Source organism: Inquilinus sp. OTU3971, from assembly GCF_038440215.1.
The window spans coordinates 1-20701 of the sequence record NZ_JASATH010000010.1 but is presented as its reverse complement, the minus strand read 5'-3'; the positions used below and the strand labels follow the sequence as shown (position 1 = coordinate 20701).

The following is a 20701-nucleotide window of genomic DNA, read 5'->3' as shown; positions in this document are numbered from 1 at the left end:
CACCGGCACCAGCCGAAATCTCACGCCGACCATGTCGTCCTCCCCTGTGAGCGCTTATTTGTTCCTTATACAGAAAAACCAATAGCATCGATGGTCAATCTGTTTTTTATGGATTAAAAGACGAATCGTCGGCGAAAGGGAAACATCCGCATGAAGACGGACACGGTATTCAAGCGCGCCTTCAACGATGCCCTGGACCTGCTCGCGGCGCTCGAAGACGGGGACTCGCTTCCCTCGGAAACCGTGCTCAGTGCACAGCTCGGGGTCAGCCGCACGACGGTGCGCAAGGTCCTCTCGACGCTGGCCGAGCAAGGGACCGTGGCCGGAACGGGGCGTCAGCGGACCGTCCGCTCGGGTGGTGGAGCGATGCAGCGGTTTCCGGCGGCGGAAACCGTCCCAATGGCCGAGCAGATCGAGAAGCGCTTCATGGAATGGATGCTGCGGGGCGACGCCCGCGCGGGGACGGCGATCAACGAGCTCGACCTGGCCCGCCAATTCGGCGTCGCCACCACAGGGATCCGCGAGTTCCTCAACCGCTTCCAGCGCTTCGGCCTGATCGAGAAGCGGCCGAATGCCGGCTGGGTGTTCCAGGGCTTCACACCGAGCTTCGCGCTCGACCTGTTCGAGATCCGCGAAATGTTCGAGCTGCGGTCGGCGATGACATTCGCGGCATTGCCGGCAAGCTCACCGCTCTGGCGAAGGATCGATGCCCTGCGTGAGGAGCATGTCGCACTCCTTCGCGAGATCGAGCTCCGCTATCACGACTTCTCCGACCTCGACAGCCGGTTTCATCGGCTGATCAACGCGGCCGGCCCCAATCGCTTCATCGACGGCTTCTATGACGTCATCACTTTGATCTTCCACTACCACTATCAGTGGCGAAAGCATGACGAGCGGCAACGCAACGAGGTCGCGATCCGCGAGCATCTCGCCTATATTGAGGCTCTGTTCAGCCGCGACACTTCCAGGGTCGAGGTCGCCTGCCGCGTCCATCTGGCTTCGGCGAAGGAAACCTTGATCCGCTCGACGTCGGGATGATGTCCGGCCCCGTCCGGCCGGAGCCTCGCGGCGGAATGTCAGCCCTTCACCGCCCCGGCGGTCAGGCCCCGAACCATCGCCCGCTGGACGATCGCGAACAGCACCACGACCGGCACGATGCTGATGATGCCCCCGGCCGAGAGCGCGCCCCAGGGCAGCTGGAATTCCCCGACCATGAGCTGCAGCCCGACCGGCCAGGTTCGCGAACCGGTGCTGGTGGTCAGCATCAGCGCGAACAGGAACTCGTTCCAGGCCCCGATCGCCACGAAGACCGCGGTGGCGACGAGGCCGCCCACCACCAGCGGCAGGACGATCCGCAGCATCGCGCCGATGCGTGAGGCGCCGTCGATCCGGGCGGCGTCCTCCAGCTCCGACGGCACCGCATCGAAGAATCCCTTCATCATCCAGATGAAGACCGGCAGCAGGAAGGTGGTGTAGGCCAAAGCCAGGCCGAGGCGGCTGTCGAGCAGGCCGACGCTCCGCATCAGGATGAACAGCGGGACGATGATCATGACCGCCGGAAACATCCGCACCACCAGGTAGAACAACATCAGCTCGCGCCGGCCGCGGAAGCGATAGCGCGCAACGGCATAGGAGGCGAGCGTCCCGATCACGACGCAGATCACCACGGTCGTCAGCGTCACCACGGCGCTGTTGACGATCAGGGTCGGGAAATTGGACCGGGTCCAGATCGCGACATAGTTCTCGAACGTCACCCTGTCCGGGATGTACCGGATCGTCGCGGTGACGATGTCCGCCTCCGGCTTGAGGGAGGTCAAGAGCGCCCAGAGCACCGGGAACATCGCGAAGGCCACGATCGACAGGGCGGCGGCATAGCAGAGCGTGACGTGGAGCCGGCGCCGGGCGGAACGGCTGCGAAGCATCAATCCCTCATCGCGTTGGAGAGCTTCACATAGGCGTAGCTGAACACCATCAGCAGCAGGAACATGACCACGGACAGCGCGCTGGCATAGCCGAAGTTGAATTCCTTGTTCGCCTTCAGGAAGGCATAGAGCGACAGCACCTGGGTCGAGCGGCCCGGCCCGCCGCCGGTCAGGATCAGCAGGATGTCGGGCGAGTTCACCAGGCTGATGACGCGCAGCACGACGGTCGCCACGATCACGACCCGGAGCTGCGGCAGGGTGACATGGAGGAACTGCCGCCACAGCCCGGCACCGTCGGTCGCCGCCGCCTCGTAGAGGTCGCCGGGGATCCCCTTCAGGGCCGCCAGCAGCAGCAGCGCGAAGAAGGGGAAGCCGTGCCAGACCTCGACCACCATGGCGGCGAACATCGCCGTGTCCGGATCCGCGAACCAGGCCTTGTAGCTGTCGAGGACACTGACGCGCACCAGGATGTCGTTGAGCACGCCGAGGCGCGGATCCAGCATCAGCGCCCACATATGGCCGGCGACGACGTTCGGGAGGAACCATGGCAGCAGCACCAGGATCCCGAGCATGCGGAAGCCCGGCAGGCTGGTGTTGAGCACGAGCGCCGTGAGAAGCCCGAGCAGAAGCTCGCCGGCCGCCGCCCCCGCGACCCAGACGACGGTGTTCTTCAGCGACAGCCAGAAGACCGGGTCATTGGCCAGCGCGAGATAGTGCTTGAGGCCGACGAAGCCGGTTCCGAGGTCGACCCGGTTGAGCCTCATCTCGCGGACGCTGAGCACCATGCCCCACAGCGTCGGGTACAGCACGACCGCCAGGATCAGCACCAGGCTCGGAAGCAGTAGGTAGTAGGCCCAGCGCCGGCTTTCCGACAGGCGGCCGAGGGGGCCGAGCCGGCGGGCCGGCGCGGGGACTCGCGCCGAGGGCAGGCCCAGCGCCGTCATGCCCGCGCCACGGCCGTGGCCTCGATCCGCTCCCAGTCGAAGTCGAAGCCGATGCCCGGTCGATCCGAGACGGTGAGCACGCCGCCCTCGATCGACAGGGCCCCGAGGCCGCCCAGGCCAGCGATCTGCTCGCTCGAGATCACCAGCTGCTCGTAATAGTCGTTGTTGCGGATGGCGGCGCAGAGCTGGGCGTTGGCGAGGCCCATCCCGTGCACCTGGGCCCGCATGCCGTGGGCTTCCGCCAGATGCGCGATCTTGATCGCCCCGGTCAGGCCGCCTTTGTAGAAGCTGCTGGTCCGCGCCATGTCGAGCGCGCCGGCCTGGATCCAGCTGGCCATGTTCCAATGGCAGCCATCCGAGGTCTCCGCCGCCAGGACCGGGATGTCGAGCGCGTCGCAGAGCTTGCGGTACGAGCCCAGCTCGAATTCCCGCATCGGCTCCTCGTACCAGAGGAAGCCTTCCGCCTCGAGCACCCGGCCGAACCGCAGGGCGGTGACGTAGTCCCAGCCGGCCGAACCGTCGAACATCAGATCCGCGTCGGGCCCGGCCCAGCGCCGGAGGTTGCGGGACAGTGCCGCATCCTCCTTCGCATCGCCCCAGGCGTGCAGCTTGAAGGCGGTGAAGCCGGCATCGATGCACTCCTTGATGTGCCGCTCGTATTCGCCCATCGAGTCCCAGGTGACCGTCGACGCATAGGCCGGCACCCGGCGGTCATGGCCGCCGAGCAGCTGGTGCAGCGGCATTCCGGCGGCCTTGGCCTTGATGTCCCAGGCGAGCAGATCGACGATGCCGAGATGCGGCATCGCGATCTCCTCGATCCGGTCGATCTCCCAGATCAGCGTCCACAGCCGTTCGGTCAGGAGCGGGTTCTCGCCGACGAGGCGCTTCAGCCGCCGGTCGACGAGGCTCATCGCGCCCCAGGCGTTCGCCACCTCGATCGCACCGGTGACGCCGGCATCGGTGTCCATCCGGATCACGGCCTTCAGCGGCTTCCGGTCCGCCGGGGTGCCGTCGCCGGATCCGGCCAGCCCCTTGCGCCAGCGATAGGGATGGACCGGGTGCTCGGTCTCGACCACCCAGCAGCGGATATCCTCGATGCGCATGCCGTGCCTCCCCTCGAGCGTTGGTCTTGCCGTGCGGCGGTGCCGCGGGACGGTCGCCGCCCCCTGCCCCGGCCGCTATTGCAGGGCCGCCTCGAGCCCGGCCATCAGGGCGTCGACACAGGCTTCCGGCGTGCTTTGGCCAACCAGCACCTTCTGGAATTCGGGCAGCACGACATTGTCGTTCCACCCTGCAGAGCCGATGAACCTGGGCGGCAGGCGGCCGAACTTGGTGGTTTCGACCGCGGCGCCGTAAAGCGGGTTGCCGGTGATGCGGCGGTCCGACGCCGTCTCCGGCGAGGCCGGGAAGTACCCCGTCTGCTCCAGGAACGCGATCGCCGCGTCGGGCTCCGCCCAGAAGGTGAGCCAGGCCCAGGCGGCATCGGCATTGGCGTCTGACATCAGGCCGTTGAACTGATAGGTCAGCCGCGCGATGTGGGCGGCCGGGCCGGCCGGTCGCACCGCCGTCATGAACTGGCCCGGCTTCATCGCGCCGGAAATCTCCGCCAGTGATCCGGTGTGGTGCCAGACCATGGCGGTCTGCCCTGTCTTGAACGCCTCCATGATCTGCCGGTAGCTGTCATTGGGCGCGCTGGGCGGGCAGGCCTTGTGCCGCGTGAACAGCTCCGACAGGAAGGTGATCGCCTCGACGGCCTTGGGCTTGTCCATCGCCGGCTTGCCGTCGGCGACGATCGGCGAGCCGAAGCTCTCGATCATGTCGACCACGTACTGGTAGCCGCCGGCCCCGCCGCGCAGGCCGAAGCCGTAGCGCCCCTTCGCCGGATCGGTCAGCTTGATCGCGGCGTCCTGGAACTCGGCCAGCGTCTTCGGCGGCCCGCTGATGCCGGCCTCGTCGAACCAGTCCTTCCGATAGTACATCCAGTCGACGAAGGTGAAGGCCGGGATGCCGTAGATCTTGCCGCCGACGCTCGCCCCGGTCCACCGGTCCTCGGGAAACGCCGCCGCTTTGTCCCAGCCCTTGATCCGGTCGGTGAGGTCGACCAGCCCACCCATCCCGACCATGTCGTTGACCCGCTCGGCGGTCACCATCGCCGTGTCGGGCTTCGATCCGGAGACCACAGCCGCGGTGATCTTCGACATGTATTCGGGGTTCGGGATGTTCTCCTGGGTCAGCGCGATGCCGGGATAGCGCTGCTGGAACAGCGCCATCACCGCCTCCAGCCCCTTGAACTCGCTCTCGCTGGTCAGGTGATGCCAGTAGTTGATGCGGCCTTCCGCTGCCGCCCGGGCGAGGCGCGGCGCGAGCGCCAGGACCGGGACGGCCGCGGCCGTCCGCAGCAATGTGCGCCGATCGACGAGCATGACATGTCCTCCCCTGCTTTGCGTTCTTGGATCTGGTCAGGACGAGAGCCGGATCGGCGTTGACGCCGGGGCCGGCGGCAGTTCCTCCGGCCGCAGCACCTTCGGCGCCGCGCCGGCCCGGGCCTCGGCGGACAGCACCAGGCCATGGCCCGGCCGGTCCGGCGCGAAGGCATAGCCGTCGCGCAGGACGATCGGCTCCTCGACCAGGTGGTTGGTGTTCTGGAACGAGTATTCCAGCCAGTCGGCCTCGGGCAGCGCGGCGGCCAGATGGACCCCGATCTCCAGCGAGGTGTTGCCGAGCGTCACCGGGACGCCGTGCTCCGCCGCCAGCCAGCCCGCCTTCATCACGTCGCCGATATGGCCGTGGACGTTGAGAAGGTCGGCGCCGCGGCCCTCCAGCAGCCGGCGCTTGCCGCGCAGGTCGAGATACTCGCCGGAATTGACCAGCACATGCGGCGCGGCCAGGCGGATCTCCCGCAGGCCGTCGACGTCGTCGCGCAGGCAGGGATCCTCGACCCAGAGGATGTCGAAGCCCGCCCGCCGGAACTGGTCGAGCCGGCGGATCGCCTCCTTCGGCGACCAGGCCTCGTTGGCGTCGATCATGATCGGCCCGTGGCCCTTGGCGATCTCGGCCACCAGCGCCAGGCGCCGCAGATCCCACTCGATGTCGGGATGGCCGACCTTGATCTTGAAGCCGCGGTAGCCCTGGTCCCGCGCCTGCCGGAACAGGGATGCGTACTGGTCGTCGGTCAGGTGGAAGTCGAGGCCGCTGGCATAGACCCGCACCTTGGGATCGCTGCCGCCGAGGTATCGGTAGAGCGGCAGGCCGGCCTCCCGGGCCGCCAAATCCCACAGCGCCTGGGCCACCGCCTCCTCGAAGCCGAGCGACGTTCGGCGGCTGTTGCCGCCGCGGGGCCGGCTGACGCGGTGGATCAGCCCTGCCGGCGCCTGTCCCGCCAGGCCGGGCCACGCCTCCTCGGCGAAGATCCGCTCGATCTCGGCCAGCGCCGGCAGCGGATGGAAGAGGCTGTGGAAGAAGCCCGTGCCGGTGCGCCCGTCATCGGTATGCAGCTCGACCACGCCGATATGCGCCTGGGCGATGCGGACCTGGCTGTCCCCGATCACCCGGTCGCGGGCGAACTGGAAACGGGTCAGGGTGAAATCGGTCAGCCGCATCCCAGGCTCCTCCATGCGCCGCCTTGCGTGACGGCTATTGATATATCAACTCAAGTAACAGATATTTCTGTACGCGGCAATTGAATCATCAGGCAAATGAGCAGCATCCAGAGACGGTCATCCGACGAACACCCGTCGACGCTGCGCGCCGAAGCCGCGCCGAATCTCAGCCGCATCGCCTATGAACGGTTCAAGGAGGCCCTGTTCGAACGACGGCTGCAGCCCGGCGCCTTCATGTCGCAGGCGGAGCTGGTCGAGATCGTCGGCTCGCCGCTGGGGCCGCTGCGCGAGGCGTTGCAGGTGCTGCAGGCGGAGGGGCTGGTGACGATCCGGGCCCGCGCGGGCATCGAGATCGCCAAGCCGGACCTGGCGCTGGTCCGCAACTCCTATCAGCTGCGCCTCTTCCTCGAGACGCCCGCCATCCGGCACTTCGCCGAGACGGCGCCGCGCGGCCGGATCGAAGCGATGATCGCGCAGCATCGCGAGGTCATCGGCTGGGTCGATGGAGCCGATGTCGACCGCGGCCTGGCGCGCCGGATCGAGGACGTCGATCTCAGCCTGCATCTCGGCGCGATCGACGCGCTCGACAATCCCCTCCTCCGCAAGGCGTTCCTGCAGACGCAGGACTACATCCGCCTGATCCGCCTCGATCACCACTACGCCTACTCGGCGGCGAAGGTGCGGCGGACGATGGCGGAGCATCTGCAGATGTTGGAGGCCTGCCTGGCCAGGGATCCGGACGCCGCCGAGGCGGCGCTCAAGGCCCACCTGACGCAATCGATCCAGCGGGCGATGGGGCTGTAGGTCTGCCTGGCGAGGAAATCTCGGTCGGCTTGCCGCCAACAGGGCGGGCCTCGATGTCACTCGGCGGCCTGAGCCATGCCATCGCCGGGAGATTTTGCGGCCGAGCGGAACGGAAGCGGCCCCGTCTCCATTCGCAGATACAGCAAATTCTGCCTCGGCTCCGGCCGGGGCGGTCCCCGGACCCGACATCGTTCCAGCCCTTGCGGGCGGTGACCGAGGGCGGACGATCATGCCTCAGGGCCTCTTCCGGTACATCTGGCGGGTCAGTGCGCGGGATCAGATCCTGCTGTCGCTGCTCGCCGTCATGGTCTTCCTGCTCGACCTCGCCCCGCTGGAGCTGCAGCGGCGGATCGTCAATGGCGCGCTGCAGAAGCACGCCCTCGAACAGCTGATCCAGCTGTCCTTGCTGTATGTCGGCGTCGTGCTGGCGCAAGGCGGGCTCAAGCTCTTCCTGAATGTCTACCGGGGTTCGGTGACCGAGGCCGCCAACCGGCGGCTGCGGCTGCAGCTGAGCCCGTCCGGCCGGGACGGCGAACCGGATGCCCGCAAGGAGGGGATCGACATCTCGATCATCGTGTCGGAGGTCGAAGCCGTCGGCGGCTTCATCGGCGCCAGCGTGTCGGAGGCGGTGCTGAACGGCGGGCTGCTGATCGCCGTGTTCGGCTACATGGTGGTGCTGCAGCCCTGGATGGCCGCCGTCGCCGCCGTGCTGTTCCTGCCGCAGTTCCTGTTCATCCCGTTCCTGCAACGGGCGATCAACCAGCGCGCCGAGCAGCGGATCCAGGTCCTGCGGGGCCTCAGCATCGAGATCGTCGACGAGGCCGCCGAGCGGCGAGGCCCCCGGGAGACCGGCCGCTATTGGCGGCAGGTCGGCGACATCTATCGCCTCAACATGCAGATCTACCGGCGGAAGTTCGGCATGAATTTCCTGATGAACCTGCTGCATCAGCTTGGGGTCGTCGGCATCCTGTTCGTCGGGGGATGGTTCGTCGTTCGCGGCCAGACCGAGGTCGGGACGGTCGTCGCCTTCATTTCAGGGTTGAACCGGATCAACGACCCATGGGGCGACCTGGTCAACTACTTCCGCGACATGACCAATGCCCGGGTCAAGTATCGCCTGATCGCCGCTGCCCTCGGCGATCGCGCGGTCGACGCCACGGCATAGCCGATGCCCCGCCATCTCGATCTCCGCTCCGGCCAGCCGGATCCGGACGAGGCGCTGTTCGCGTTCCGCCGCTAGCCGGCGCCTCCGGGGGCGCTCCAGCCGGTGACGGCGAAGACCTCGGCGTTGGCATGTCGAGGCGGGCATCGATCGACGATTGACGCCGCGCTGTCCTGGGTGCTGCCCGATATGGAGGGCCAGCCGATCGCCGAGGCCGGCTTCGTCATCGCCGCCGCCGATGTGATGATACATCTCGGCCGCGAGGCCGGCGTCGCCGTCCGGGTGCAGGGGCTGCGCCGCTACTATGCGGCGCTGCTGTCGCGCGACGGCATGCTGCGCCTCGTCCGCCAGCGCGACGAGGAGCGGATCGTGCTGGCGGAAACCGCCTTCGCCTGGTCGCTGGAGCGGAGCTACGACGTCGAGGTCGCGGCGGAGGGTGACCGGATCACCTGCCGGATCGGCGATGCGACCCTGACGGCCCGGGACGGGTCGGCGGCGGAGTTCCGCGACGGCGGCATCGGCCTGCTGGTGCATGAGGGCGCGCTGTCCAGCAACGACATCCGGGTCACCGCCGTCCGGGCCTGATCACCGGGACGACCCGCCCGGCGCCTCCAACATGCGCCGGGCGCGCTCCACGACCGGCGCATCGACGAAGCGCCCGTCGACCAGATAGGCGCCCTTGCCGTCGCGCTGCGCCGCCGCATCGGCCTCGACCACCTTGCGGGCCCAGGCCAGATCCTCTTCCGACGGGGCGAAGGCCTGGTTGAGGATCGGCACGACGGCGGGGTGGATGCAGCTCGCCCCGTCGAAGCCGAAGGCCCGCGCCTCGCGCGCCGACGCCGTCATCGCCTCGACGTCGCGGTAGTCGGCGACCGAACGCAGCAGGCCGTAGGAGCGCAGCCCCGCCGCCTTGGCGGCGTAGTGCAGCAGCAGCTTCGGCAGCCGCAGCGTCTCCGGCGTCGGCACGGCGCCGGTGGCGGTGGCAAAATCCTCCGAGCCGAGCGCCAGCGCGACGACGCGCGGAGCCGCGGCGATGGCGCGGGCGTCCAGCAGCGCCGCCGGATCCTCGATCAGGGCGACGAACTCCATGGCCGGCCGGCCGAGGCCCCGTTCGACCGGATCGAGCCGACCGGCCAGCTCCGCCAGCTCCGCCGCCGAGCCGGTCTTCGCCACCAGCAGCCCCGCCGCGCCGGCGCGGCAGGCGGCCTCGGCGTCGAGGAAGCGCAGCTCCGGCTCGGCGTTGATCCGCACATAGATCACGGCGCCGGATTGCCCGGCCTGGGCGACGCTGTCCGCCAGCGCCTCCCGCGCCGCCGTCTTGCGGGACGGAGCGACGGCGTCTTCGAGATCGAGGATCACGGCGTCGGCGCCGCGGGTGTGGGCCTTCTCGATGAAGCGCGGCTCGGAGGCAGGGACGTAGAGCAGCGAGCGGATCATGAGGTCTCTCCCGTCATCTGCGCGGCCTTGCGGGTCCGCGCAATCTCGGCCTTCAGCTCATCGGTGTGCTCGCCGATCCCGGGCGCCGGCCGTCGCAGCCCGCCGGGCGTGCCGGACAGGCGCGGCAGCACGGCATGCATGGGCAGCGAGCCGTTGTCGGCATCCTCGACCTCGACGATCACGCCGCGCTCGCGGACATGCGGGTCGGCGGCGAGGTCGGCGCTGTCATAGACCGGGCCGACCGTGGCGCCGGCCTCGCGCATCACCCGCAGCGCCGTGTCGCGGTCGCGCTCGGCGAACCAGGCGCCGACGGCCTGGTCGACCAGGTCGCGGTGCCTGACCCGCGCCGCGTTGCTGGAGAAGCGCGGGTCGGTCTTCATGTCCGGCCGGCCGATGATGTCGAAGATGCGCATCGCGATCACCTGCATCGAGCCGGACAGCGCGACATAGCTGCCGTCGCCGCAGCGATAGACGTTGCGCGGCGATGAGGTGTTGGAGGCGCTGCCGGTGCGCTGCTTGACCTTGCCGGTGACGCGGTGGATGGCCGCCTCGGGGCCGAGCACGGCGACCATCGGCTCCAGCAGCGACAGGTCGATCACCTGGCCCCTCGCCAGGCCCTTCTCGCGGGCCAGCAGCGCCATGGTGACGGCCTGCGCCCCGGTCATGCCGGCGATCATGTCGGCCAGGGCGAGGGGCGGCAGCACCGGCTCGCGGTCGGGGAAGCCGGTGCGGGCGGCGAAGCCGCTCATCGCCTCGACCAGCGTGCCGAAGCCCGGATAGGCGGCATAGGGGCCGGTCTGGCCGAAGCCGGAGATCCGCACCACGATCAGGTCGGGGTTGATCCCGAGCAGCCGCTCCGGCGCGATGCCCATGGCCTCGAGCGTCCCCGGGCGGAAGTTCTCGATGAAGACGTCGGCCGTCTCCACCAGCGCGAGCAGGTCCGCCATGTCGGCCGCCTCGCGCAGGTTCAGCACCATCGAGCGCTTGTTGCGGCCATAGACCTTCCAGTGCAGCGACTGGCCGTCATCGGTCCAGTCGCGCAGCGGGTCGCCCTGGGGCGGCTCGATCTTGACCACGTCGGCGCCGAAATCGGCGAGCTGCAGCGACAGCATGTTGCCGGCGACCAGGCGGGACAGGTCGAGCACGCGCACGCCGGACAGCGGGCCCCCGAGCGTCGGGTCGAAGCGGATCAACTGTTCGGTCATCGGCGCCTCGCTCATGGGGCTTCGGGGCCGGCGGGGAAGATCGCCGCGGCCTCGGGCGGAATGCGGACGAAGGCCGATCGCGCCTCGACGGCACGGCTGGTCTGGATCCGGAAGGTCGAGCCGCCGCCCGCCACCTCATACTGGTAGACTTGGCCGAGATAGGTGCCGTGGGCGACCTCGACCGCGATCGCGTTCTCGCCCGGCCCGTCGACCAGCTCGATGCGCTCGGGACGGACGGCGACGACCAGACTGCCATCCCCGGCCGGGCTGCCCGCCGGCACGCTGAGGCGGGTGCCGTCGTGCAGCTCCACCGTGGCGCGCCCGTTCGCCTCCGCCACCATCCGGCCGGACAGGAAGTTAGAGGAGCCGATGAAGTCGGCGACGAAGGCGTCGGCCGGGCGCTCGTAGATCTCCTTCGGCGTGCCGAGCTGGCGCAGATGCCCCATGCTCATCACCGCGATGCGGTCGGACACGGCGAGAGCCTCCGACTGGTCGTGCGTGACATAGATGGTGGTGACATGCAGCCGCTCCTGCAGCTCGCGCAGCCAGATTCGCGCCCGTTCGCGCAGCTTGGCGTCGAGGTTCGACAGCGGCTCGTCCAGCAGCAGCAGGCGGGGCCGGTAGACCAGCGCCCGGGCCAGCGCCACGCGCTGCTGCTGGCCGCCCGACAGCTCGAACGGGTAGCGCTCGGCATAGGGCGTCATCTCGACCAGCGCCAGTACCGCGCGGATCCGCTCGTCGCGCTCGGCCCGGCCGATCTTCCGCAGCTTCAGCGGAAAGGCCAGGTTCTCCGCCACGCTCTTGTGCGGCCACAGGGCGTAGCTCTGGAACACCAGGCCGATGTCGCGGCGCTCGGGCGGCACGAACAGGCCCCGGGCGCCGTCGAACAGCACGGCGTCGCCGATCCGGATGGTGCCGGAGGTCGCATGGTTCAGCCCGGCGACCGAGAACAGCGTCGTCGACTTGCCGCAGCCGGACGGGCCGAGGAAGGTCAGGAACTCCCCCGCCGCGACATGGATCGAGATGTCGTCGACCGCGGTGACGTCGCCATAGCGGATGGTCAGGCGGTCCAGGACCAGGTCAGCCATAGATCTTTGCTCCGAAAACCGGGCGGGCGAGCAGGACGAAGGCGGCGGTGATCACGATCTGGATCGTCGCCAACGCCGCCACCGGGCCGTTGTCGCCCTGGGCCGCGAGCTGCAGCATCGTGGTGCCGATGATCTCCGACCCCGGCTGGAACAGGAACACGGCGGTGACGTATTCCTTGAAGAAGTGGATGAACAGCAGCGCGAAGCAGGAGAACAGCGCCGGCCTCAGGATCGGCAGTACGATCCGCGTCACCGTGGTCCACCAGTCGGCGCCGGAGACGCGGGCGCCGCGGTCCAGCTCCTCGCCGATCTGGGCCAAAGCGGGCGCGATGGCGCCGAAGCCGACCGGGATGTAGCGCAGGATGAAGGCGACCATCAGGATGCCGATGGTGCCCCGGATCATGTCGAGGCCGGGAACCCAGACCACGGCGTAGAAGAAGCCGAGACCGGCGATGATGCCCGGCAGCGCCCGCGGGAACAGGGCGATGTATTCCAACGCCCTTGCGTAGCGGAACTCCGACCGGCGTGCGACCAGGGCAATCACGGCGATGAAGAAGGTGCCGATCAGGCCGCCGACGAGCGCGATGACGACCGAGTTGACGATCGACCGGACATAGGCGTCGGAGGCGAAGACCGTGGCGAAATTCGCCGTGGTCACCAGCTTCCAGAACGGGATCAGCGGCGTCAGGAAGCTGACGCCCGACCGCATCACGATGCCGGCGAAGACCGCGACGATGGTCAGCAGCACATAGGCCAGGACGGCGGCGAAGGCGATCCAGCGCCACGGCCCGAGGTCGAGCGTCGACGGGCGGCTGGCCTTGCCGCGCACGGTGACGAAGCGCCCGCTGCCCTTCATCAGCGCGCCCTGCAGCCAGACCAGGCCGATGACGACCAGCAGCAGGATCACGGCGGCCGCGCCGACGATGCCATAGTCCGGCCGCACCGCGGCGTTGATGCCGTTGTTGTAGAGGAAGGTCGTGACCGTGTTCAGGCCGCCGGGCGCGCCGAACAGCAGCGGGATCGCCAGCATCTCGATGCCGATCACGAAGTTGAGCACGCTGGAATAGATCATCGCCGGCCGCATCATCGGCACGGTGACCGAGAACAGCGCCCGGAACGGGCCGGCGCCGGCGGAGCGGGCTGCGTCCTCCAGCTGCGGGTCGGCCTTGGTCACGGCGCCGAGGCACATCAGGTAGGACAGCGGCGCCTGGCTGAGGCCGGCCACGATGCCCATGCCGGCGATCGAGTACAGGTTCCAGGGCACGACCCCGAACCAGCTCTTCATCGCAAGCGAGATGTAGCCGGACGGGCCGTACATGGTCAGCCAGCCGAAGGCGATCACCAAGTTCGACACGAACAGCGGCCAGATCAGGATCTCGCCGATCCAGCTCCGCCCCGGCAGGTTGGTGCGTCCGACCACCACCGCCATGACCGACCCGAAGATCTGCGCCACCACCATGGTCAGGATGGCGAAGACCAGGGTGTTGCCGAAGATGCCGGGGATGGTCGGATCGCCGAACAGGCGCTGGAAGTTGCCGAGGGTCGCGGCGGCACCTTCGGCATAGAGCGGGCGGTCGAGGAAGGCCTGTGCCAGGATCGGCGCCAGCGGCCCGATCACCAGGAGGGCGGAGAGGATCGAGACGCCCCAGAAGATCAGGCGCGAGCGGTCCCAGCCGGGCCCCGCGGCTCGATGGAGGGTGAGGTCGGTCATGGGCCTGTCCGATCGATGGGCAGCCGGGCGGGTAGAACGGGAAGCGCGGTCACTGGCCCGCCATCGCCGCCTTCCACTTCTCGACGAAGGGCGCAGCCTCCGCGATCAGCCCCTGATCGAAGCCAGCGATGATCATCTTGTCCTTGCCGACGGTCTTCTCGATGCCCTGGTAGGTGTAGCGGACCTCCGTCTCGTCGACGTCGTCGCGCAGCGGGGTCAGGCCGCCCTTGCCGATCAGGGTCTGGCCGGCATGGCTGAGGGCGTAGTCGACGAGCAGCTTGGCCGAGTTCGGGTTGGCGGTGCCCTTCGGGATGCCCATGCCGCGCAGCATCATGATGGTGCCGTCGTCGGGGAAGGCGAAGCCAAGGATCTCGCCGCCCGGCTGGTCGAGGCGCGGGAAGATGGTGATGCCGGACACGGCGACGCCGACGACGTATTCGCCGGTGGCGATCTTCTCGTTCATCGCGCCGCCGGACACCTCGCCGCGGATCATCGGCCCGATCTTCGCCAGCTCGGCCCAGCCATCCCCGCCCTTGGCGTTGAGGAAGCTCCACCAGGCGGCCAAGCCGAAGGAGTTGCGGGCCGCGTCATAGGTGGTGATCTTGCCGCCGAAGGTGTCGTGGTCCGCCGCCGCCTTCGCCACCAGCGAGGCGAAGCCGGTCGGCCGCTGGTCGTCCGGCAGCAGGGCGGCGTTGTAGGTGATGACCAGCGGGTCGGCGGAGAGCGTGTAGATGCCGGGCGCGGGGTGGGCGAAGCCGGGCAAAGCGGCCAGCTCGGGGCTCTGGTAGTCCATCATCTTGCCGTCGCCGGCATAGGCCGCCCAGCGGTCGTTGGCGCCGGAGATCAGGATGTCGGCGGTGCGGGAGCCCGACCCGGCCTCCGCCTCCCAGCGCGAATGCACGGTGCCGGAGCCGAGGTCGAGCGTCTCGACCTTGATCCAGGGATAGGCTTCCCGGAAGCCTTGCAGCAGCGGCTGCCAGTTGTTGTCGGCCATGTTCGAATAGATGACCAAGCCACCCTCCGAGCGCGAGCCGTCGATCACCGAGGCGTAGTCGGCCGGATATCCGGCGGGCACTGTCGTGTCCTGGGCGAAGCCGGTCGTCGCGATGGCCAGGCCGAAGACGAGGATGCCGGCGGCGATGGGATGCTTCATGTGCGGGTGCTCCTCCCAGAGCGGTTGCTGCTTCGTTTGGCGAGCTCGGCCGAGATCGCCTGCGCGCCGGCAAGGACGGCCCGGGTGATCTTCGGCAGGTTGGCGACGACCCGGGGGTGCGGGCCGGAGATGTTGAGGGCGGCCACCGCCCGGCCGGTGCCGTCGAGGATCGGCGCGGCGACGCCGGACGCCCCCTCCATCACCCCTTTGGCGTTGAAGCAGAAGCCCTCGCGCGCGGCGGTGTCGATGCGGGCCTGGACTTCCTGCCGCTGCTCCGGATCCAGGCCCAGGCGGCCGCAATAGGCCTCGAGCTCCCCGGCCGGCAGGGTAGACAGCAGCGCCACGCCGCTCGACACCTGGTGCGGGATGCGGGTGGGCCCGATGTTGCGGTCGTACTGGATCTCCCGCGCCGGCAGCAGCTTGTTGAGGTAGCGGATCTCGTCGCCGTCCATGACGGCCAGGAAGACGCTCTCGCCCGACTCCTCGACCGCGCGGTTCAGATGCGGGGCGGCGAGGCGCAGCAGGACATTCCAGGCCTCCCGGCCCTCGGACCGCTCGCCCGGCAGTCGGATGACGCGATAGCGGCCGTCGGCCAGGCGCTCGGCGTAGCGGCGCTCCACCAGGACCCGGAGGAGCAGCAGGGTGCTGCTCTTCGGCAGTTCGAGGGTATGCGCGACATCGGCCAGCGCCGCGGGCTCGGCCCGCGCGGCGAGCCATTCCAACAGATCGAGGATGCGTTCCGCGCCCCTGCCGCTCAAGCCTGCCGTCCTCCCGATCATCGTTCATTATTTTGAACGCGTTCTGTATATTGAAGGTTAAGTGGCGGCGGATACGACTGTCAATCCGCGAAATCGGGCGCCCGAACGGCCGGCGGCGGCGTCGCGACCAAATGATTGACCAATCGTTCGGTCAATCAATCGCGGTCGGCAGCGCGCGCCCTCCTGCCGCAGAGCCTGTGGGCGATCGGCCGGGCCCTGATGTCCGAGCCCCGGCTACGCCGACAAGGTCTCGGACTTCCACATCAAGCTCACCGGCGCCATCGGCCTGGTCGCCGGCGACTTCATCCTGTGAGAGGGCATCGATAAGCCTTACCGGCTAGGCGCCGTGGAAGCCCGGCCGGGCGCCGCGGAGACGCCGCTCGATCTGGTCGAGGCGGGCGTTGAGCACCGTGTAGAGCAGGGCGACGTCCGCGCGCAGGGAGCGCAGCAGCATCTCGGCGTCGTCGCCGGACTCTCCGTCCCGACCGGCGTCCGGCGCCCGGCCGTTCTCCAGTGCGCTGCTGATCCGGGCCAGGGTCGACGCCCGCGGATTGGCGACCCCGGCCTCGATGTTGTGCAGGCCGGTGACCGAGAGCCGGGCCCGTCGCGCCAGCTCGGCCTGGGTCCAGTTCAGCATCCGCCGCGCGGTGCGGATCTCCTGCGGCGCGATCATGCCTGGCCGAGGTCGCGCAGGGCCGCCCAATGCGGCGCCAGGCTTTTGCCGACCGCCTGCCACAGGGCGAAGCGGCACTGGTAGAAGCCGGCCAGGCAGGGGTCGGGCACCACTTCGCGCGATGGCGCGACCATCGCGGCCGCGGCCTCGTCCAGGCTGGCGAAGCGGCCGCTGCCGACCGCCGCGGCCATGGCGGCGCCGAGCGCCCCGGTCTCCGCCTGCGCCGCGACCTTGACCGGCAGCCGCAGCACGTCGGCGATCATCTGCGGCCAGACCGGGCTGCGGGCGCCGCCGCCGGAGATGGTGATGCCGCGCAGCCGGGCCCCGGCCGCGAGCAGCTTTTCGACATGGGCGAGATGGGCGAAGGCCACGCCTTCGAACACCGCCCGCACCATATCGCCGCCGTCGTGCCAGCCGGCCAAGCCGAAGAAGCCGGCCCGCGCCGCCGGATCGCCCGCCGCGCCGTAGAGATAGGGGTGGTACATCGGCCCGTCGGCCTTGGGCGGCGCCGCGGCGGCCAGGGCGTCGGCCAGGGCGAAGGCGCTGCCGCCCGCACGCCGGGAATCCCGCGCCAGCAGGTGATGCGCGAGCCATTCGAGATTGGTCGCCGAGGTGGCCGAGTTCTCCATCGACAGGAAGCGGCCGGGCGCCATGCCGGTCGACATGAACACCCCGTCCAGCGGCGCGTCGACCACCACCTGGTTGATGCTCCAGGTGCCGAGGATGATCGAGGCCTGGCCCGGGCGGGTGACGCCGGCGCCGACGGCGCTGGCCATCACGTCGAAGAAGCCGGCAACCACCGGCGTGCCCTCGGCCAGGCCGGTGCGGGAGGCGGCTTCCGCAGACACCGTGCCGACCCGGTCGGTCGGCCAATGCAGCGGCGGCAGCTTGGCCGCCACGCCGCCGAGGCCGTAGATCTCCAGCAGCCCGTCATCGTAGCGGTTCTCGGGCAGGCGCAGCAGCCCGGCCCCGCCCATGTCGGTGACATCGGTCGCCACCTGGCCGGTCAAAGCGTGGACCACCAGGTCCTTGCACATCAGCACATGGGCGGCGCGCGCCAGGACCTGCGGCCGATGACGCGCCATCCAGGCCAGCAGCGCCGGGGTCTGCGACGGCCAGGGCCGCTGCAGGCAGATCGCGGCCGCCGCCTCCCCCACCCCGGCGGCCGCCCACTCCCCGACCAGCCCGGCGGTGCGGGAGTCGAGCGACTGGATCGCCGCCAGCGGCCCGCCTTCGGCGTCGAGCAAATAGAGGCCGTTGCCGTGGCCGGAGGTGCCGATGCCGGCGATGTCGCGGCCCTGCAGGCCGCTCTTGTCCAAGAGCTCGCGGACGAGGTCGGCGAGGTCGGCGCGCAGGCGGCCGATGTCGCGCTCGACCATGCCGGGCTCCGGGCTGTGGCCGCCGGTGTCGCGATGGGCGCAGGCCAGCTCGCGCCCCGCATCGTCGAACAGCAGCGCCTTGACCCCGGTGTTGCCGGCGTCGATGCCGAGCCAGGCGCTCATCGGCCGCCACCGTTGCGGTAGATCGCCCAGGCGGCGTCGGCGTCGGCGCCGTCATGGATCATCGCCATCAGCGCCGCCACCACGGCACCAGGATTGTCGTGCTGGTAGATGTTGCGGCCGTAGACCATGCCATGCGCGCCCTGGGCCATCAGCGCGGCAGAGGTGTCGAACACCCGCCGCAGGTCGGCCTTGCCGCCGCCGCGCACCAGCACCGGGCAGCGCGCCGCCTGGACCACATGGCGGAAATCGGCCGGATCGTCGGTCGGATCGGCCTTGACGATGTCGGCGCCGAGCTCGCGCGCCAGGCGGACCAGGGTGACGATCTTCTCGGTGTCGCCGTCGACCAGGTAGCCGCCGCGCTCGTTCGGCTGCATCACCAGCGGCTCGATCATCAGCGGCATGCCGTATTTCTCGCAGTCATTGCCGAGCCGGCTGATGTTCTGCACGCATTGCCGGAACAGGCCCGGCTCGTCCGGCAGCATGAACAGGTTCACGACCACGCAGGCCGCGTCAAGCCGCAGCGCCGGCAGGATCGGGTCGGCCTCATTCTGCAGCAGCGCCCACATCTCGCGATGGCGCTGGCGGTTGTAGGGGTTGCCCATGTCGACCCGCATCACCAGCGCCGGCCGTCCCTGCCCCGGCATCGACTGCAGCAGGTCGGCCTGGCCGTAATTCATCTGGATCGCATCCGGCCCGGCCGCGGCCAGCATGCGGACCACGCCTTCCATGTCCTCCAGCCCGGCCATGAAGGACGGCTCGTTGCAGACGCCGTGGTCGATCGCGACATCCAGGCAGCGGCCGCCTCGCATCAGCCGGTTCAGGCGGACCTTCTTGGTCACATACATTGGAGTCCCCATCAATGTTGCGCAGCCTGCACGCGGTGGCGGCGGGCCATGATGTCGTCGAAGCGGGCGGCGGCGGCGGCGGTCTCGGCCTCGGTCCAGCCCAGGGCGGACGCGACCAGCGCCCCGGCTTCCGCCACCAGGGCGGCGGTGACGCGCCCTTCCATCCCCAGCAGGGTGCGGCGCAGCAGCAGGTCGCCGATGTCGCGCACCCGTTCAGTCTCAATCAGGTATCGCAGCTCGCGCCGCGAATAGTCGGGGGCGGCGGCGACCGGCGCGTCCGGCCCCTCGCCGAGGAAGCGGGCGACGGCGACGGCGCGGCTGCCGTAGCGCTCGCTCAGCGCCTGGAAGCGGGCCAGCGGCAGGCCCGCGGCGGCGGCCTGGTCCCGCTGCCAGCGCGACCGGGCCTCGGCGTCACGCGGAAAGCCGCGGCCGCCGCCGATCGCCAGGTCGTGGGTGTCGACCCGGCGCGGCCGGCCGAGCTGGGCCAGGGCCAGGTCGGCGACCTCCTCGCCGAAGGCGCGGAAGGTGGTCCATTTGCCGCCGATCAGGGTCAGCACGGCGAAGGGCAGCGCGCCCGCCGGGTCGACCTCGACGGCATGGTCGCGGCTGATCCGCCCGGTCGCCTCGTCCTCGCTGACCGGCAGCGGCCGGACGCCGGTGAAGACGTGGACGATCTCGTCCTCGCGCACCTCCAGCTCCGGGAAGATGCCGGCCAGCGCCTCGAGCATGTAGCGCTTCTCGTCGTCCAGGCAGACCGCGTCGTCCGGGTCGTCGATCCGGATGTCGGTCGACCCGACCATGGCGGCGTTCGCATGGTTGAAGGCGATGCAGATGCGGCCGTCGGCATTCTCGAAATAGATCATCCGGTCGCCCAGCGCCTCCTGCAGCCGCGGGTTGCGGATCATCAGATGCGAGCCCTTGGTGCCCTGGACGCGGCGCCGGTTGGTGGCCGGGCCGATGGCGCCGCCGACGAGGTCGACCCAGGCGCCGGTGGCGTTGACCACGACGCGCGGCGCGATCCGCCCGCTGGCGCCGGTCAGCCGGTCGCGCCAGGCCAGCCCGTCGCCGTCGCGGCCGGTGATCTCGGTATAGGAGAAGGCGCGGGCGCTGGTCTCGGCCTCGGTGTCGAGCAAGAGCTCGATGCCCAGCCGCTCCGGCTGGGTGACGCGGGCGTCGTAATACAGCACCCCCGCCACCGCCCGCCGGGTGATGCCCTTGGCCAGACGCTGCAGCCTGGCCCGGCCGATGCCGCGGTGCCGCGGCATGGTCCGGCTGCGCCAGGACAGGAGGTCGTAGAGCGCGAGGCCGGTGCGGATCATCAGCCCGGGCCGCGCCTTCGGCCGCTCGGCGACGCCGAGGAAGGCGCCGATCGTCGCCAGCGTGCCGCGCAGCCGGGCGGTCACCGGCACCAGCGTCGGCAGGGGCGAGACGTAGTGCGGCGCGTTGCGCAGCAGACGGTCGCGCTCCTGCAGCGACTGGCGGACCAGCCGGAACTCGCCGTTCTCCAGGTAGCGCAGGCCGCCATGCACCATGCGGGACAGGGCGGCGCTGGCGCCGGAGCAGAAATCGTCGCGCTCGACCAGCACCACGTCGATGCCCTGCAGCGCCAGCTCGCGGAAGGTGCTGATGCCGTTGATGCCGCCGCCGATCACCAGGACCTCGGCCCGCTCGGGGATGGACGAGCCATTGCCGGTCATCGTGTCGTGTCCTGCGAGGCGCGCCACGACATCGGCCGGAAGATTGAGTCCCCCCTCCCCTCGCGGGAGGGGGGTAGGGGGAGGGGGTTCTCTCGGCTCGAGCCGGCCCGGACTGTCGCAAATCGGCGCGGACAGCGAATTGGGTGTCCTGTCCATTCGCGCGCGGACGCGCGCAGACCCCTCCCCCTGCCCCCCCCCCCC

Annotated in this window: 19 protein-coding genes; 4 read left to right on the top strand and 15 right to left on the bottom strand. The window is 69.7% G+C overall.

The genetic code is table 11. The features are described 5' to 3' along the window. The first annotated feature begins 150 nt into the window (after window positions 1-150). Window positions 151-1038 (top strand): GntR family transcriptional regulator, encoded by an 888-nt coding sequence (locus tag AAHM41_RS04380; protein ID WP_342235294.1) that lies wholly within the window; start codon window positions 151-153, stop codon window positions 1036-1038. A gap of 38 nt (window positions 1039-1076) precedes the next feature. Here AAHM41_RS04380 and AAHM41_RS04375 read toward each other — a convergent pair whose 3' ends face one another. The 5 genes from AAHM41_RS04375 to AAHM41_RS04355 all read right to left on the bottom strand — a co-directional run bounded on the left by AAHM41_RS04375 (window position 1077) and on the right by AAHM41_RS04355 (window position 6465). Then, window positions 1077-1922 (bottom strand): carbohydrate ABC transporter permease, encoded by an 846-nt coding sequence (locus AAHM41_RS04375; RefSeq protein WP_342235293.1) that lies wholly within the window; start codon window positions 1920-1922, stop codon window positions 1077-1079. After that, entirely contained in the window at window positions 1922-2866 is a 945-nt protein-coding gene (locus tag AAHM41_RS04370) for a carbohydrate ABC transporter permease (RefSeq protein WP_342235292.1), read from the bottom strand. The genes AAHM41_RS04375 and AAHM41_RS04370 overlap by 1 nt, the downstream gene beginning before the upstream one ends. Then, the gene (locus tag AAHM41_RS04365; RefSeq protein ID WP_342235291.1) at window positions 2863-3969 is read right to left on the bottom strand and encodes an enolase C-terminal domain-like protein; all 1107 of its coding nucleotides are present in this window, start codon (window positions 3967-3969) and stop codon (window positions 2863-2865) included. Before AAHM41_RS04365 ends, AAHM41_RS04370 begins: the two co-directional genes overlap by 4 nt. A gap of 75 nt (window positions 3970-4044) precedes the next feature. Then, complete coding sequence (locus tag AAHM41_RS04360; RefSeq protein WP_342235290.1) at window positions 4045-5289, bottom strand: ABC transporter substrate-binding protein; 1245 nt, start codon at window positions 5287-5289, stop codon at window positions 4045-4047. Window positions 5290-5325: 36 nt separating this feature from the next. Beyond that, the gene (locus AAHM41_RS04355; RefSeq protein WP_342235289.1) at window positions 5326-6465 is read right to left on the bottom strand and encodes a mandelate racemase/muconate lactonizing enzyme family protein; all 1140 of its coding nucleotides are present in this window, start codon (window positions 6463-6465) and stop codon (window positions 5326-5328) included. A 96-nt stretch (window positions 6466-6561) separates the two neighbouring features. Here AAHM41_RS04355 and AAHM41_RS04350 point away from each other — a divergent pair, with 96 nt between their 5' ends. From AAHM41_RS04350 to AAHM41_RS04340, 3 genes are all read left to right on the top strand, one after another. After that, a complete protein-coding gene (locus tag AAHM41_RS04350) occupies window positions 6562-7269 on the top strand; it encodes a GntR family transcriptional regulator (protein ID WP_342235288.1) in 708 nt (235 codons plus the stop codon). Window positions 7270-7498: 229 nt separating this feature from the next. Next, entirely contained in the window at window positions 7499-8434 is a 936-nt protein-coding gene (locus AAHM41_RS04345) for an ABC transporter ATP-binding protein (protein ID WP_342235287.1), read from the top strand. A 102-nt stretch (window positions 8435-8536) separates the two neighbouring features. Next, entirely contained in the window at window positions 8537-9016 is a 480-nt protein-coding gene (locus AAHM41_RS04340) for a hypothetical protein (protein ID WP_342235286.1), read from the top strand. On the opposite strand, the gene AAHM41_RS04335 is transcribed toward AAHM41_RS04340, so the two are convergent. The 10 genes from AAHM41_RS04335 to AAHM41_RS04290 form a co-directional block, all read right to left on the bottom strand. After that, a complete protein-coding gene (locus tag AAHM41_RS04335) occupies window positions 9017-9868 on the bottom strand; it encodes an HpcH/HpaI aldolase/citrate lyase family protein (RefSeq protein WP_342235285.1) in 852 nt (283 codons plus the stop codon). It abuts the gene before it with no gap. Next, window positions 9865-11073 carry a CaiB/BaiF CoA transferase family protein gene (locus AAHM41_RS04330; protein WP_342235284.1) on the bottom strand — a complete coding sequence of 403 codons (1209 nt, stop codon included), beginning with the start codon at window positions 11071-11073 and terminating at the stop codon, window positions 9865-9867. The genes AAHM41_RS04335 and AAHM41_RS04330 overlap by 4 nt, the downstream gene beginning before the upstream one ends. An 11-nt stretch (window positions 11074-11084) precedes the next feature. Then, window positions 11085-12161: an ABC transporter ATP-binding protein gene (locus AAHM41_RS04325; protein WP_342235283.1), complete on the bottom strand. Its 1077-nt coding sequence runs from the start codon at window positions 12159-12161 to the stop codon at window positions 11085-11087. Beyond that, the gene (locus AAHM41_RS04320; protein ID WP_342235282.1) at window positions 12154-13872 is read right to left on the bottom strand and encodes an ABC transporter permease; all 1719 of its coding nucleotides are present in this window, start codon (window positions 13870-13872) and stop codon (window positions 12154-12156) included. Before AAHM41_RS04320 ends, AAHM41_RS04325 begins: the two co-directional genes overlap by 8 nt. 49 nt (window positions 13873-13921) lie before the next feature. Continuing rightward, window positions 13922-15025, bottom strand: a complete 1104-nt coding sequence (locus AAHM41_RS04315) for an ABC transporter substrate-binding protein (RefSeq protein ID WP_342235281.1) — start codon at window positions 15023-15025, stop codon at window positions 13922-13924. Then, window positions 15022-15783: an IclR family transcriptional regulator gene (locus AAHM41_RS04310; protein ID WP_342235280.1), complete on the bottom strand. Its 762-nt coding sequence runs from the start codon at window positions 15781-15783 to the stop codon at window positions 15022-15024. The genes AAHM41_RS04315 and AAHM41_RS04310 overlap by 4 nt, the downstream gene beginning before the upstream one ends. A 337-nt stretch (window positions 15784-16120) precedes the next feature. Further along, the gene (locus tag AAHM41_RS04305) at window positions 16121-16456 is read right to left on the bottom strand and encodes a helix-turn-helix domain-containing protein (RefSeq protein ID WP_342235279.1); all 336 of its coding nucleotides are present in this window, start codon (window positions 16454-16456) and stop codon (window positions 16121-16123) included. After that, window positions 16453-17958 carry an FGGY-family carbohydrate kinase gene (locus AAHM41_RS04300; protein WP_342235278.1) on the bottom strand — a complete coding sequence of 502 codons (1506 nt, stop codon included), beginning with the start codon at window positions 17956-17958 and terminating at the stop codon, window positions 16453-16455. Before AAHM41_RS04300 ends, AAHM41_RS04305 begins: the two co-directional genes overlap by 4 nt. Further along, complete coding sequence (locus AAHM41_RS04295) at window positions 17955-18797, bottom strand: class I fructose-bisphosphate aldolase (protein WP_342235277.1); 843 nt, start codon at window positions 18795-18797, stop codon at window positions 17955-17957. Before AAHM41_RS04295 ends, AAHM41_RS04300 begins: the two co-directional genes overlap by 4 nt. Before the next feature lie 17 nt (window positions 18798-18814). Next, the gene (locus AAHM41_RS04290; protein ID WP_342235276.1) at window positions 18815-20500 is read right to left on the bottom strand and encodes a glycerol-3-phosphate dehydrogenase/oxidase; all 1686 of its coding nucleotides are present in this window, start codon (window positions 20498-20500) and stop codon (window positions 18815-18817) included. Between the last annotated feature and the right edge of the window lie 201 nt (window positions 20501-20701).

What these genes read in the sequence shown, in the direction of transcription:
- AAHM41_RS04290 (WP_342235276.1), bottom strand. Translation starts at nt 20,500, where the DNA reads ATGACCGGCAATGGCTCGTCCATCCCCGAGCGGGCCGAGGTCCTGGTG.
- AAHM41_RS04345 (WP_342235287.1), top strand. Translation starts at nt 7,499, where the DNA reads ATGCCTCAGGGCCTCTTCCGGTACATCTGGCGGGTCAGTGCGCGGGAT.
- AAHM41_RS04325 (WP_342235283.1), bottom strand. Translation starts at nt 12,161, where the DNA reads ATGGCTGACCTGGTCCTGGACCGCCTGACCATCCGCTATGGCGACGTC.
- AAHM41_RS04335 (WP_342235285.1), bottom strand. Translation starts at nt 9,868, where the DNA reads ATGATCCGCTCGCTGCTCTACGTCCCTGCCTCCGAGCCGCGCTTCATC.
- AAHM41_RS04330 (WP_342235284.1), bottom strand. Translation starts at nt 11,073, where the DNA reads ATGACCGAACAGTTGATCCGCTTCGACCCGACGCTCGGGGGCCCGCTG.
- AAHM41_RS04305 (WP_342235279.1), bottom strand. Translation starts at nt 16,456, where the DNA reads ATGATCGCGCCGCAGGAGATCCGCACCGCGCGGCGGATGCTGAACTGG.
- AAHM41_RS04355 (WP_342235289.1), bottom strand. Translation starts at nt 6,465, where the DNA reads ATGCGGCTGACCGATTTCACCCTGACCCGTTTCCAGTTCGCCCGCGAC.
- AAHM41_RS04380 (WP_342235294.1), top strand. Translation starts at nt 151, where the DNA reads ATGAAGACGGACACGGTATTCAAGCGCGCCTTCAACGATGCCCTGGAC.
- AAHM41_RS04365 (WP_342235291.1), bottom strand. Translation starts at nt 3,969, where the DNA reads ATGCGCATCGAGGATATCCGCTGCTGGGTGGTCGAGACCGAGCACCCG.
- AAHM41_RS04300 (WP_342235278.1), bottom strand. Translation starts at nt 17,958, where the DNA reads ATGAGCGCCTGGCTCGGCATCGACGCCGGCAACACCGGGGTCAAGGCG.
- AAHM41_RS04315 (WP_342235281.1), bottom strand. Translation starts at nt 15,025, where the DNA reads ATGAAGCATCCCATCGCCGCCGGCATCCTCGTCTTCGGCCTGGCCATC.
- AAHM41_RS04375 (WP_342235293.1), bottom strand. Translation starts at nt 1,922, where the DNA reads ATGCTTCGCAGCCGTTCCGCCCGGCGCCGGCTCCACGTCACGCTCTGC.
- AAHM41_RS04350 (WP_342235288.1), top strand. Translation starts at nt 6,562, where the DNA reads ATGAGCAGCATCCAGAGACGGTCATCCGACGAACACCCGTCGACGCTG.
- AAHM41_RS04360 (WP_342235290.1), bottom strand. Translation starts at nt 5,289, where the DNA reads ATGCTCGTCGATCGGCGCACATTGCTGCGGACGGCCGCGGCCGTCCCG.
- AAHM41_RS04320 (WP_342235282.1), bottom strand. Translation starts at nt 13,872, where the DNA reads ATGACCGACCTCACCCTCCATCGAGCCGCGGGGCCCGGCTGGGACCGC.
- AAHM41_RS04370 (WP_342235292.1), bottom strand. Translation starts at nt 2,866, where the DNA reads ATGACGGCGCTGGGCCTGCCCTCGGCGCGAGTCCCCGCGCCGGCCCGC.